The sequence below is a fragment of the Rossellomorea sp. GQ25 genome, assembly GCF_059758515.1.
Genome location: NZ_JCAXEQ010000007.1, coordinates 1 through 13,436 on the forward strand (window position 1 = coordinate 1; position 13,436 = coordinate 13,436).

Here is a 13,436-nt window from a genome sequence, read left to right on the forward strand (position 1 = left end):
CTTATGACCTCGAGCCTCTAGCCGCCGGAGCTGGATGATAAGAAAAGCGGAGCCGACTGGTTAGGCCTGACAAGCACTTTGGAAAAATGGCAAAAGGCGTACTTTGCCTTATGCCATTTTTCCAAAGTGACCTTGAGGGACTAGGAGGCGCAGCTAGACATCTCTAAAGCGGAGGCGGCTTGCATAGAGGCGACTAGACGAACATGCCCTTCATACAAAAAAAAGACCGGAAACGGATTCCTTTCCCGCTTCCAGTCTATCTGTGATAACCTAATTTTCGAACGTTTTCTTATTCGGACTGATAGGAGTCTCAATGGGTTCGTTGAACATGAATCCATTCCAGCTTTCCTGTTTAATGTTTTCGAATTGAACTCTTTCGTACCCGGAGCTTTTGCTTGTCAGTAATATGCCTTCAATCATTTCCATGGCTGTTTCATTGTCTAATGATTCTATGTCCAGTTCATTTAAGAAATTGATGGTTAGATCTCCTTCTGATTCTGTCACACTGATATTGATATTTTTAGGAATCACACTTTGGAAAAGGCTTGTTTCTGAGTGTTTCATTGCCTGGATGGACTCTTTGACATTTCCTCTATTTATATTATCCGGTACGAGGAAGCGTTCCCTTCCATTTGGCGAGTATAGGTAATAGGCCGTATGAACAGCTTCATTTAGATCGATTTTTGAGAATTCCCCGGTGGAGCTGAATTCCGGAACTGAGCCGTCTTGTTCTTGAAGAACCACTTCATTTAACCCCTTATGTTGAAATGAGTATAATAGAGAATGGTAAAACGCGTATTCCACTGCACTACCGCCGCTATATGAATGCTCAGAATCCAAAGTGAAAATGACTTTGTTTTCACCCGAGGTAAATTTCCCTTTTAACGGGAGAAAGTCTTCCATCCCCCACTCGCCTTCAGGTAACTCACCTGCAATCTCTTCATGACGGGTCAACCAGTCTTCTTCCCCTTCTGCCGGGCGGTCGATAATTGAAATAGGAACAGGTACCGCTTCCGGTGAAACGAGTCCATAAGAATAGTAGTCCTGCCCTTCTAAGTCTTCTGCATATAAAGATAATCTTTCTGCCGTAGTTGGTTGAAGGTCTTTTTCAGTCTCAGCCATACTAAGCTCGTTATTATCCTTTTCGGCTGTCATTTGATCTTTATCGGAGTCTGGTATCATTGCTGATTTATCATTTGATTTCCCCAAGGAATCTTGTGCTGAATTCGTTGCTGATTCCTCTCCTAATGATTCCGTTGATTTCATTTCTGATTTTTCCATACTATTTTCATTGAATTGATTTAATACGGTTGGAGCAAGCATGACCATGATGAAAATGGCTGCCAACGCTGCGACTGTTGGAATAAAACGGTTAAAAGCAAAGAAAGTCTTTTTGTTCTGACGTTCCATTTTCGCATATATTGATTGAGGAGTTCGATCATCTTTGATTTGAGGAAGCTTTTTAACGAGGTCCTCTATATCACGATCTTTCCATTCTGACTGCTTCAATGTCACTTTCCTCCTTTGTTAGCCGTTGATTCATTTCAATTCTTAACCACTTTATGGCTCTATGCTGAGTCGTTTTCACTTTACTTTCAGACCAGCCCAGGACTTCTGATGTTTCAATAATTGAAAGCTCTTGTAAGTAACGCATAATAATGACCATCCGATAATCCGTCGAACAGTTTTTCAAACATTCGTACAATACCTGAATTTCTTCCTTCGCAACAGTAATTTCTTCCGGGAGTGCTCCATCGTCTGTCACATCATTCCGGCTCCAATCGAATTTATCCAATATCCGATTTTTCCAGTTCTTCTGTTTTCTAAAATGATCTATGGCTACATTTTTTGCAATCGAAAAAAGCCAGGTTCTTTCAGAGCTGTTCCCTTCAAAACGCTCATGCGATTTAAGCACTCTGATATATACTTCCTGCACCAGATCTTCAGCCTGCTGCTTATTCTGTACCATGTATATGAGGAATTGAAAGACGTCCTGATGATAAGTAGAGTATAATTTCTCAAAAACGGAGTCCACTTGCTTCCCTCCCCGTCAATTTATTAGTCGTTTTTTATGTAAAAACGTTACACACTATCAATATAGTATTCTTTTGGTAAAAAGGAAAGACTTATATTTAATATAGGTTTTACCTCAAATAAAAAGTCAACAAGGTACTTATCCCCTGTTGACTTCTCATATTTCCCTTTATTCTCATCATTTTTTCAACATCGTTTTCTACTAGCAGCGATAAAATAAAGAATGTTTCCCATGTAACAAGAAAAATCGTCAAGTTTCTATGGATATCATCGATTCTTGGTTATATGGGAAGAAAGAAGGTGAAGGTTGTCCCTTGATTGACTTTACTTTGAACTTGGATATGACCTTTATGGGACTCAATGATGTTCTTTGCGATCGCGAGCCCCAGACCAGTACCGGACTTCCCTCTTGTTCGGGCTTTATCCGCTTTATAGAAGCGCTCGAATACGAAAGGAAGATCTTCTTCAGGAATCCCGGAACCCGTGTCTTTTACGTGGAATAAATAACCGCCCTTGCTTTCCGTCAAGGATACGGTTACTTCTCCACCTTTAGGAGTATGTCTCAAAGCATTATCAATAAGATTGGTTAATACTTGTTCGATTCGGTCCGGATCCATGTGAATCTCATTTTTGATACCTACATCACTTTCGAAGTAAACGGAGACCTTTTTTTCTTTGGCCAGCCCAATAAATTTATTCGTCACTCTTTCGGTGAAGGGCATGACACCAATGACGTCTTTATTAAGAGTAATATGCCCTGCTTCCATACGGGCCAAATCCAGAAGGTCATTGACCAGACGCCCCATTCGCAATGACTCATCATAAATAATACGGGCTATTTCTTTCTTTTCTTCTTCTGTTTCAGCAATATCATCAACAATCGCTTCGCTATATCCTTGAAGCATAGAGATTGGGGTACGGAGTTCATGAGAGACATTGGCGATAAAGTCTTTCCGAAGCTTATCCAATCTTCTCTCTTCTGTCATATCACGGACGACCGCCACGGCTCCCCTGATGTTGTTGTTATTGTAGAGAGGACTGATAATCACCACATACGAACGACCCTGCAGACTCAATTCACCTGTCTGCTCCATTTCTGTCACGACCACGCTCTGCAATAATTCTTTTACAGTAGTAGGGATGGCTTCCTCACTGTTTTCACTTTGCTCATAATACCAATGTTGCAGGAATCGATCGGCAGGTGGATTGGTGATCAAGATCGTGCCGTCTCGATTAAAGGTGATGACTCCATCAGCCATACTGCTCAAAATAGAGGAGAGCTGCTCTTTCTCCTGGCTCAATGCGTTAATGTGAAACTTTAGCTGCCTGCCCATTTGGTTAAATCCTGTTGCAAGTTCACCGATTTCATCCTTCGTCAAAATCGGAACCTTTGTATCAAACTTACCCTTTGCTACCTCAAAGGCTGCTTCCCGCATTTTCCTCAGTGGTGCAGTGATACGGGTGGAAAGGAAGAAAGCAAAGATGGTTGTTAAAATAATGGCAATCCCGGCAGCAAGCAAGATCAGTTTCGTTGTTTGACGGGTTGTATCTTTAATAACACCAAGAGACTGATAGAGATATACCGCTCCATCTTCTGCATCAATATGAAGAGGAGTCCCTACAATAATGACATTTTCATATCGGTTCGACGACATTTCCGAGGATAATTCAATCTCTTTCTTGATGGTGATTTCTTTTGTTTTTACCGATTGAAGTTGTTTATCATCTGAAATATACTCATGAATATTCTTTTGAAACGCTGTAGAATCCTGGGAATAAAGTGATTCATTTTGATCTAATGAAATAATGATATTGACTGGATCATCGATGATTTCTTTTCCCAGTTCCATCCCCAGCTCCAAGTCTTTATGATTCTCAATGACTCTCGCCACTTTTTCAGCAGTATGAGTTAGTTCTTTTTCAACCACATCGACGTGATAGTTTTGAAAGAATTCCAGTAAAAGAATCGTAAGGATAAATAACACAAAGGAAACTAAGAGCAGAATCGTTAGCCACAGCTTCCCTACAACACTACGCCACAGCCTCATTCATTCGTTACCTCGAACTTGTAACCTACTCCCCAAACGGTAACAATCATTTTTGCAGCCATCTCGGATACTTTATTCAGTTTTTCTCTTAATCGTTTCACATGCGTATCGACCGTACGCAGGTCCCCGAAGAATTCATAATGCCACACTTCCTTAAGTAGGTGCTCACGGTCAAACACTTTGTCAGGGGCTTTTGCAAGGAAATACAGCAACTCGTATTCTTTTGGTGTTAAGTTCACATCTTTACCGTCAGCGGTTACCCGATGGGCATCATTATCGATCGTAAGATGAGGATAGACAATCAGGTCCTTCGCCTTCGCATCGGTTTGAATGAAGCTCGTCTTTGAAGAACGTCTTAATAACGCTTTCACTCTCAGTACCACTTCGCGAGGGGAAAAAGGTTTCACTATGTAATCATCGGTTCCCACTTCAAACCCTTGTACTCTGTTCACTTCTTCTCCTTTAGCAGTAAGCATGATCACGGGCGTCGCTTTCTTTTCACGAAGGTACTTACATACTTCGATCCCATCCATCCCAGGCATCATGATATCCAGTAAGATACAGTCGTAATTATTCTCCAGAGCCAGCGCTAATGCTTCTTCTCCATTTTCGGCTTCATCAATTTCATAGTTTTCTCTTTCAAGATACATTTTTAAAAGTCTACGAATCCGGTCTTCATCATCTACAACTAAAATTCGAATATTTCCCTCCATGGGTATATCCCCCTTTTGTCTAATTAAACCATATTATCCTATATTTTATATGAAAAAAGAAGCTGACTCAAAGAGAATATCACTCTCGTTATAGTCAGCTCCCTCCCATTCGTTATATCGACTGTTTAAGCGTATGAATGTAATCCTGCGATAATAAGGTTCACAGCCACCAGGTTGAATAGAATAATGGCAACCCCGATGACGGCTAACCATGCAGACTTCTCACCATGCCATCCTTTGGAGAGGCGTAGATGAAGAAATGCTGCATAGAATAAGAATGTAATTAACGCCCATACTTCTTTAGGATCCCATCCCCAGAAGCGAGTCCAGGCAATTTGAGCCCAGATCATGGCGAAGATGAGCCCACCCAGTGTAAAGACTGGAAAGCCGATTAATACTGAGCGGTAACCGATTTCGTCCATCAGGTCCAGATTCACATTTTTCACCAATGGCTGTAATTTAGCAGCTATTCGCTTTCTGAAGATTAAGCGTAATAGAAGATAAATTCCAGTTCCAATCAGAAACGACCAAATAACTGTATTTAGTTTCTTAGCGTTAATAATGGCTGGCATTTCTACCAGTGGCTTCATTACATTGTCGGTTAATAATTGGCCTTCATTGGGTCCGACAAGGGCAGGGAGTGTATATTCAGAAATCGCTTCGGCCCCTTCTTGATTGACATATTGAAAATTCGCTTCGTAATTCCCCAGGGTAAAAGCAGTTGATGCAACCACAAACCCTAATACGACAACTAAAGAATACATGACGGTTTCAAGCCAAAACGATTGCTTGCTTCCTTTTGTATGTTGCACTGATTTCAATAAGTAGATTAACCCTGCCACAAAACTGATGGATAAAATGGCTTCCCCGGCTGAAACAGTTGTGACGTGGATTTTCAACCAATCACTTTGAAGAGCAGGGATCAATGGACTAATGTCTTTAGGGAACATACTGGCATAGGCGATCACCAAAAGTGCAAATGGTAATGCAATGACACCCAGAATCGTTGTCTTATACATAAAGTAAAGAATAATAAAGGCTCCAACAAGCATCATTCCGAAAAAGGTTGTAAATTCAAATAAATTACTTACAGGAGCATGTCCTGCTGCCCCCCATCTTAAAAAGAAGTAGCCTAATTGAGCGGCAAATCCGATAAGGGTTAAAACAATTCCAATTAATCCCCACTTTTGCTGATTCGTTTCAGTTGTATTTTTTTGGCGGATGCTTCCACCAAAAAACAACGTAGCAATCAAATACATTATGAAGGATACATAGAGTAAATTACTACTCCACTCTGCCATTGTTATCGTTGACATCTTCATTCCTCCTTGCTTCGTCTTTTTGTTGTTGATCATCAGGTTCCTGTATTCCAGTACCTTCCAAAACGAAGTTGATTTCATTTTTTAATCCATGCCAGTTTTTATTCGTATGACCGGCCACAATGACTCCATCTTCACTTCGCCTGATCCAGATTCTTCGGTGGTGCCAATAAGCACCTTGTACGACACCTATCATAAAGATGGCTCCACCAACGGCTAAGATCCAAAGAGTGAGATCCTTATGAACGGTTAAAGCAGATACATCTCTCGTCTCCACACCCGCAAATGACAATTTATATTCATTGTCACCAAGCGGTTCCAGATTTTGCTGGATTCCTACAAAGCTCACTTCGCCATCGGGTTTTTCAGGCGAGAACAATTTGAAAAGGAAGGCAGGATTATTCGGTAAAGGAGACTTGGTTTGTGGCTCTCCTTGTTCATTAAATCCAGAGAAATCAGGATAATAGCCCATTAATTCTACTTTATAACCTTCTTCAAATGCATAGGTATCTTGAGGATCAAATAGATCGACGGTAAATTTGCCGAAGCTGTCCCCTGACTCTTTATTATCAAATGTAAAGGACATTGATTTAAATTCGTCTAACTTGTAACTGGTTTGATATACAGCAAAATCCCCAAATTTAAGTGGGTGATTGACTTTAATGGAATCCTCTTTTTCCACTTCCCGGTCAGCCGTTTGTCCTGGAAGTTTATCTCCGGATTCTTTATACAGTACCACGTCAGACTGGAAATTCTTTGCGATGGTTCCATTCTTATCAATGGCTTCCCCAAATACTTCTTTGTCTTTATCTTTATCGTATGTCTCTAGCGTAAACCCTTTATTTTCTAAGTAATATTCTTGTTTCGTACCAGGAACGGCCCTTGTTTCACCTTCACGGATCCACACGGTTTCATCAACATACATTCCGGGAACGAATCGCAGCATGCCCCCGAAAAGGAAAATGATAAGACCGATATGATTGACATATGGACCCCATCTCGAGAAACGATTTTTCTCTGCAAGAATGTTTCCGTCTTCTTCTCGGATCTTGTATTTTTTTTGAGTTAATTTTCCCTTAATCTTACTTATAGAATCATTGACCTCTACCATTTCTGTTTTCCCATAGATTCGTTGACGCTTCAGAAAACCGGCATGTCTGGAAACACGTTGATTCTTGAGGGCACGATAGAGGGGAATCACCCGGTCCAGACTGCAGATCACGAGGGAAACTCCAATCGATGCGATTAACAGTAGATACCACCATGAACTATATAAATCATGGAACCCTAACGTATAATATAATTCTCCAAAAAAACCATATACATCTTCATAGTACTCATTTGCTGGCTGTCCATTCGGAATATACTGTACCTGAGGCAAAATCGTGCCGACTGCAGAGGCGATAAGTGTAATGACAATTAACCATACGCCAACCTTAACAGATGAAAAGAAATTCCAAATCTTGTCGACAATCGTTTTATTATACGTTTGGGAACGTCTTGCACTACCCTCATATCGCATGTCATGAAGCTTCTCGTTCTTCGCTTCATCCGTTAAAGCACGTCCACAGGATTCGCAGAGAACGGTACCATTCGGGTTTACATGACCGCATACACATTTGATCTCTTTCATGTTAAAACTCCTTATATCAAGTTAAACTGCTGAGCTAAGGCTTAATGCTCTCTAAATCTTCTATGATATCGTTTTCTGACATGGTTCCTGTAATGATTTTTTCAATCTCACCTTGAGGGTTAATGAGGAATGTCGTTGGTAACGGATCAATACCGTATGCGTTTTGAACTTCTTCTTCCTCGTCTACTACAATAGGGAACTCTAACCCGTGTTTCGATACGAATCGATTGATAAGGAAATCCGATTCCCCCACATTAACAGCCAATATCTGTACACCTTGATCTTTATATTTCGCATATTGATTATTCATATAAGGCATTTCTCTTTCACATGGTTTGCACCATGTTCCCCAGAAATTCAGGAATACCCCTTGTCCCTCATAGTCGGACAAACGATGTTTATTCCCTTCCATGTCCTCTAATACAAAGTCAGGCGCATGATCTCCCACCTTTAACTTCCCTCTATCATCCTTCGTAAAGTTTGCATACAGGGTATATGCAACCGCAGAAGTCAATACAATGAGAATAATTGTCCGGATGAGTAATCTGCGTTTTTTCTTATCCATGTACGTGTGCCTCCCATATTGAAATCGTTCTCAAAAAATGGAAATGTTTTTTCTCTCTTTACAGTAGCAAAGGGCCTGATTTCATAAGAATTCTCTTATGAGATCAGTCCCTGCCATAATGTAATGTTCCATTCCTTCATAATAAGCAGGGAAATATCCCTTGGATTTCAGGGTAAAATTCCTTTCTCATTATATCATTTATCACTTTATAGTTAGTGTAAATTATATGAAGGATATGTGACACTTTCCATGCTATTCATTATCGAATGCTTCCCGTTTCAGCAAGTGTTCTTAGCTGTTTCACTTCATGGGGAGTAAGTTCTCTTCCTTCACCTGCGTTCAACCCATGAAGAGTAAGGAATGCATATCTTTCTCGTTTCAGCTTTTGAACCGGATATCCAAGGGCTTCGAACATTCTTCGTACTTGGCGGTTTCTGCCCTCATGAATGGTAATTTCGACGATGGATTTCCCTTGTTTCTTATCAATGCTTAACACTTTCACTTTTGCTGGAGCCGTCATGCCGTCCTCCAGTTTAACCCCTTTTTCAAGTTCTCTGATTTTGAATTTAGGTGGAATCCCTTTTAATCTCGCTACATACGTTTTTTCAATTTCGTTACTTGGATGCATCAGGGAGTTAGCGAAATCCCCATCATTGGTTAGAAGAAGAATACCTGACGTCTCATAGTCCAGTCTTCCTACCGGATAGATTCTTTCTTGTATTTCAGGGAAGAAATCCGTTACGACTTGACGGTCTTTGTTGTCAGTCACAGCTGAAATGACCCCTCTTGGTTTATAGAGCATATAATATACTTTATTTTCTCTTTCAATCTGAATCCCTGTCACTTCAACTCTATCGGAATTGGAAACCTTGGTTCCTAACTCTTTCACTACTACACCATTGACCTTTACTTTACCTTCTATAATTAATTGCTCAGCTTTTCGTCTTGACGCTACGCCACTATGAGCAATAACCTTTTGTAATCGTTCCACGGTCTTTCACCTCATTTAATTTTCAATACATTTGTCTTCATGAATTATTACACAATCCAGGCAAAATAGAAAGGTATAAAGAAAAATCGACGGCTTTCAGTCGATTTCTTTATACCTTATTGTTTCCTTTATTAATAGATGCCAACCATTAAAACATGATCGTGACGATGAAGATGGCTGCGACGATTCCGACGATGTCGGCTAGTAATCCGACCTTCAGGGCGTCTCCCATTTTCCGGATCCCTACCGCCCCGAAGTAAACGGTCAATACGTAAAGGGTCGTATCGGTACTTCCCTGTAAGGTTGAAGCCAGTCTTCCGATAAAGGAATCTGGTCCGTGGGTTGCGACTATATCGCTCATCATCCCCAGTGCAGCTGTTCCTGAAATGGGTCTGATAATGGCAAGAGGCACAATCTCAGGCGGAATCCCGAGTGCAAGCAATCCCGGACGGATGAGGTTCACAAAGAACTCAAGTGCTCCCGATTCTCTAAAAATGGTAATGGCTACAAGCATCCCAATGAGAAAAGGAATGATTGACACGGCAATTTTAATGCCTTCTTTTCCCCCATCGACAAACACTTCATACGTAGGTACTTTTTTGAGGGTTCCATAGATTAAAATGAAGCCGATCATAATGGGGATCAACCATAATGAAATCGTGGATATCCATTGCATCTACTTCACCTCTCTACGAGTACGTCTATAATGAAAATAACGGTCTATCAGTATGGCTCCTATGGTCGAGAGCATGGTCGCAATTAAGGTTGGTCCTACAATTTCAGTCGGGGAAGCTGAATCATATTTCATCCGGATCGCAATGACCGTTGTTGGTATGATGGTAAGACTTGACGTATTGATCGCTAAGAAAGTAATCATCGATCTGCTGGCATAGTCTCTTCCTCCATTAAGATCCTTTAACTGCTCCATCGCTTTGATCCCGAGAGGTGTTGCTGCGTTTCCAAGGCCGAACATATTGGCCATCATATTCGATAATATATACCCCATTGCAGGATGATTATCAGGTACCTCCGGAAACAACCGGGTGACAAATGGCCTGAATAGCCTGGCCAGTTTATCCAACAATCCCGCTTCCTGGGCAATTCTCATGATTCCCAACCAAAACACCAATACACTGACCAACCCTATACAGAGGGTAACGGCTTCATTTGCAGAAGTGAAAATGGCTTCGTTTACTTCTTTCATCTTCCCATTGATAATGGCGAACACTAAACCAATGATGGTCATCCCAACCCAAATGAGATTAACCATGATCGCTGACCCCTATAAAGGACTCAAAGGAGTAGGCCCAGAATTTCCACCAGCTCTTTTCTTTTTCTGTTTCATCCGTTGTTTTATAGAAAATGGGAAGAGTGTCTACTTCTTCGTCTTCTAAATACACAACAGCCTTCCCTACTACGTCAGGTACATTTTTATTCTTTAACCATTCCTCTTTAGGCTTTAACATTTTGTACTCTACCTTCACATCATCCACTTCATCATTTTGAAGTGTTAGGACAGATTCCCGTTTAAGATAGGCATGATTCTTATATATTTCGTCATCCATTTTTTCAATCGTACCTTCTTCCAGGACGACCTTATAATCAAATTGCTTAAATCCGTATTCAAACATTCCAATATGATCATTCCAATCATCAGGTCCATTTAGTGTAACGGCAATCAGGTTCTCCCCATCCTTGGAAGCTGTGGACACAAGCGTTCTTTTGGCTCGTTTTGTATATCCCGTTTTCCCTCCCGTACTATGCTTATACAATTCTGTTAATAATCTATTTTTGTTCTTCCACTTACGGTCCCATTTTTCTTCAGGATTTGGTGCTGTATGCACTTTTGTTCCTGCAATCTCCTTGTATACTTCATTCTCCATTGAATATCTAGTCAGAACTGCCATATCGTAAGCAGTGGAATAGTGGTCTTCATGATCATCCAGACCATGGGGATTGGAGAAATGCGTATTTTTCATTCCTATTTTATTCGCCTTTTCGTTCATCATATAGGCAAACCCGTCAAGACTTCCTCCAACAGATTCTGCGATAGCGACTGCTGCATCATTCCCGGATCTCAGCATAAGCCCGTACACGAGATCTTCCAGCTTGATTTTCTCTCCCGCTTTTAGGTAAAGGGAGGAACCTTCCGTGCCAGCAGCATTCGAAGATACCGTTACTTCCTTATCCATCATTCCGGATTCAACCGCAAGAATCGCCGTCATGATTTTTGTGATGCTTGCAATCCGACTTTGACTGTGGGCATCCTTTTCAAAAAGAATCCGACCCGTCTCCTGATCCATTAAAATCGCCCGCTGTGAACTAACAGAAGGTGCGGCCTGAACTTCATTGGAAACTACTACAAATAGCAAAGTGAGGATAAGAATATAATATATGTAATATTTCACTCTCTTTTGATTCACACCCATCTACTCCTTTAATTCTAACGTGTTTGTACAAGTTTATGCAGGACAAGGGGTAATATGAATGAAAATCCGGAATTCACTCAGGTTCAATTTCTGTCATTTAACCCACGAAAAGACACAACAGAATATCTCTGCTGTGTCTTTTCGTCATTCTATTCTTTTTGGTCCGATTCGTCCTCAAATTCGATTAATCCTTCTAGGATAGATTATGTAAAGAAGACTCACAAAACTGGCAGGAGCTCATATCATATAGCTGAGTCCCTGCCTGTCCATTTATATTTGATTCTGCTCTACTCTTTCGATTCCATCGTTTCCTGAAATTTCTCAAAAAACAAGTCCGCTTCATCCTGCATGAATTCGTCCTCGATATTCTCAGGTAAGGGAGGAAGTTCTTCTATTCTCTTCAGTCCGAAGTAGTCCAGAAATTCTTTTGTCGTTCCAAATAGGTAGGCACGACCTGTTCCTTCTGCTCTTCCAACTTCTTTCACCAGTCCTTTTGACGTAAGGGTCTGAATGGGACGCTCGGTTTTGACACCTCTGATTTGTTCAATCTCCATCCTCGTGATCGGCTGCTTATAAGCGACAATCGCAAGTGTTTCAAGAGCTGCTTGTGATAAAAAGCTTACATTTGGTGATTCAACCAATTTCTTTAAGTAATCGGCGTTACTTTTTTTTGTCACCAATTGAAAGGTGTCCGCTATCTCAATCATATAAATCCCCCGATTGGGATCTTTTTCATAATCCGACTTTAACTCCTCGATCACAGCCATCGCTTCCTGATCACCGATTTCCAGAACAGAACAGACTTGCTTGAGTGAAAGACCTTCATCACCAGCTGCAAACAATAAGCTTTCAAGGATCCCTCTCCAATTACTACTATTCAACTAGACCTACCTCCTCTCCTGCTTCAACAAAGATTTCCGTGAAGTTTTTTTCTTGATTGACAATAATTTGTTTTCTCTTCATTAATTCCAGCACGGCAAGGAAAGTAACCACGAGGTGTTCTTTATTATCAGATGGGAAAAGACTTGTAAAGGATGTACGCTCTTTGATATTTCGCAGACTATAAAGAATATCACTCATTCTTTTCTCAATGGATATTTCCTGTCTGGTAATCCTGGTTTGCACGGGTCTTTGCAACTTCTTACGCCTCAATAGTTTATGAAAAGCTCCTAACATATCATATAAAGACACTTGAACCTCACTATTCTTTAAATTCACTTCTTCCGTAAATTCCGAGAGATCACTTGGAGGTTTCGTATACACTTGTCCCCGTTCTTCCTCACGGTGCTTCAGCTCATTGGCAGCTTCTTTAAACTTGCGATACTCAATCAACCTCTCTACTAATTCATCACGGGGATCTTCCTCTTCGAATTCAATTTCATCGTTTAAAAGGCCATCATCATGTTTAGGGAGAAGCATTTTACTTTTAATCGCTAATAATGTAGCCGCCATCACTAAGTACTCACTGGCAACATCAAGTTGCAAACTCTTCATCGTATGTACATATAACATATATTGCTCAGTAATTTGAGCCATAGGAATATCATATATATCAATTTCCAACGAATTAATCAGATGCAAAAGAAGATCTAACGGACCTTCAAAAGCGTCAATCTTCACATTGTATTCCACTTTATCACCAAATTTCTAATTACAGTCATTCCTGATCGCTACTTAATAGTATAGTAGATTGACCACTATTCT

The 13,436-nt window shown here is 40.7% G+C and carries 13 protein-coding genes; all 13 read right to left on the reverse strand.

Annotated elements, in window-relative coordinates:
- Positions 1-270 precede the first annotated feature (270 nt).
- Positions 271-1,509, reverse strand: coding sequence for a hypothetical protein (locus tag AC6CIB_RS19510; RefSeq protein ID WP_498283516.1), 1,239 nt, complete (start codon positions 1,507-1,509; stop codon positions 271-273).
- Positions 1,481-2,035 carry an RNA polymerase sigma factor SigX gene (gene sigX, locus AC6CIB_RS19515; RefSeq protein ID WP_498283518.1) on the reverse strand — a complete coding sequence of 185 codons (555 nt, stop codon included), beginning with the start codon at positions 2,033-2,035 and terminating at the stop codon, positions 1,481-1,483. Before sigX ends, AC6CIB_RS19510 begins: the two co-directional genes overlap by 29 nt.
- Before the next feature lie 280 nt (positions 2,036-2,315).
- A complete protein-coding gene (locus AC6CIB_RS19520) occupies positions 2,316-4,082 on the reverse strand; it encodes an ATP-binding protein (protein ID WP_498283520.1) in 1,767 nt (588 codons plus the stop codon).
- Positions 4,079-4,795, reverse strand: a complete 717-nt coding sequence (locus AC6CIB_RS19525; RefSeq protein WP_498283522.1) for a response regulator transcription factor — start codon at positions 4,793-4,795, stop codon at positions 4,079-4,081. Before AC6CIB_RS19525 ends, AC6CIB_RS19520 begins: the two co-directional genes overlap by 4 nt.
- A 125-nt stretch (positions 4,796-4,920) precedes the next feature.
- Positions 4,921-6,096, reverse strand: a complete 1,176-nt coding sequence (ccsB, locus tag AC6CIB_RS19530) for a c-type cytochrome biogenesis protein CcsB (RefSeq protein WP_498283760.1) — start codon at positions 6,094-6,096, stop codon at positions 4,921-4,923.
- Entirely contained in the window at positions 6,080-7,747 is a 1,668-nt protein-coding gene (gene resB, locus AC6CIB_RS19535) for a cytochrome c biogenesis protein ResB (RefSeq protein ID WP_498283524.1), read from the reverse strand. The genes ccsB and resB overlap by 17 nt, the downstream gene beginning before the upstream one ends.
- Positions 7,748-7,781: 34 nt before the next feature.
- Positions 7,782-8,312 (reverse strand): thiol-disulfide oxidoreductase ResA, encoded by a 531-nt coding sequence (gene resA / locus AC6CIB_RS19540; RefSeq protein ID WP_498283526.1) that lies wholly within the window; start codon positions 8,310-8,312, stop codon positions 7,782-7,784.
- A 259-nt stretch (positions 8,313-8,571) separates the two neighbouring features.
- Complete coding sequence (locus tag AC6CIB_RS19545; RefSeq protein ID WP_498283528.1) at positions 8,572-9,303, reverse strand: pseudouridine synthase; 732 nt, start codon at positions 9,301-9,303, stop codon at positions 8,572-8,574.
- Positions 9,304-9,451: 148 nt separating this feature from the next.
- Positions 9,452-9,979 (reverse strand): spore maturation protein, encoded by a 528-nt coding sequence (locus AC6CIB_RS19550; RefSeq protein ID WP_498283530.1) that lies wholly within the window; start codon positions 9,977-9,979, stop codon positions 9,452-9,454.
- A complete protein-coding gene (locus tag AC6CIB_RS19555; protein WP_498283532.1) occupies positions 9,980-10,573 on the reverse strand; it encodes a nucleoside recognition domain-containing protein in 594 nt (197 codons plus the stop codon).
- A complete protein-coding gene (locus tag AC6CIB_RS19560) occupies positions 10,566-11,726 on the reverse strand; it encodes a D-alanyl-D-alanine carboxypeptidase family protein (RefSeq protein WP_498283534.1) in 1,161 nt (386 codons plus the stop codon). The genes AC6CIB_RS19555 and AC6CIB_RS19560 overlap by 8 nt, the downstream gene beginning before the upstream one ends.
- Positions 11,727-12,019: 293 nt before the next feature.
- A complete protein-coding gene (gene scpB, locus AC6CIB_RS19565; RefSeq protein WP_498283536.1) occupies positions 12,020-12,613 on the reverse strand; it encodes an SMC-Scp complex subunit ScpB in 594 nt (197 codons plus the stop codon).
- On the reverse strand, positions 12,606-13,364 hold the full coding sequence (locus tag AC6CIB_RS19570; RefSeq protein ID WP_498283538.1) for a segregation/condensation protein A: 759 nt from the start codon (positions 13,362-13,364) through the stop codon (positions 12,606-12,608). Before AC6CIB_RS19570 ends, scpB begins: the two co-directional genes overlap by 8 nt.
- Between the last annotated feature and the right edge of the window lie 72 nt (positions 13,365-13,436).

Coding starts and splice junctions, on each gene's coding strand:
- AC6CIB_RS19555 (WP_498283532.1), bottom strand. CDS start 10,573: ATGGTTAATCTCATTTGGGTTGGGATGACCATCATTGGTTTAGTGTTC.
- AC6CIB_RS19550 (WP_498283530.1), bottom strand. CDS start 9,979: ATGCAATGGATATCCACGATTTCATTATGGTTGATCCCCATTATGATC.
- AC6CIB_RS19520 (WP_498283520.1), bottom strand. CDS start 4,082: ATGAGGCTGTGGCGTAGTGTTGTAGGGAAGCTGTGGCTAACGATTCTG.
- resB (WP_498283524.1), bottom strand. CDS start 7,747: ATGAAAGAGATCAAATGTGTATGCGGTCATGTAAACCCGAATGGTACC.
- AC6CIB_RS19525 (WP_498283522.1), bottom strand. CDS start 4,795: ATGGAGGGAAATATTCGAATTTTAGTTGTAGATGATGAAGACCGGATT.
- ccsB (WP_498283760.1), bottom strand. CDS start 6,096: ATGGCAGAGTGGAGTAGTAATTTACTCTATGTATCCTTCATAATGTAT.
- resA (WP_498283526.1), bottom strand. CDS start 8,312: ATGGATAAGAAAAAACGCAGATTACTCATCCGGACAATTATTCTCATT.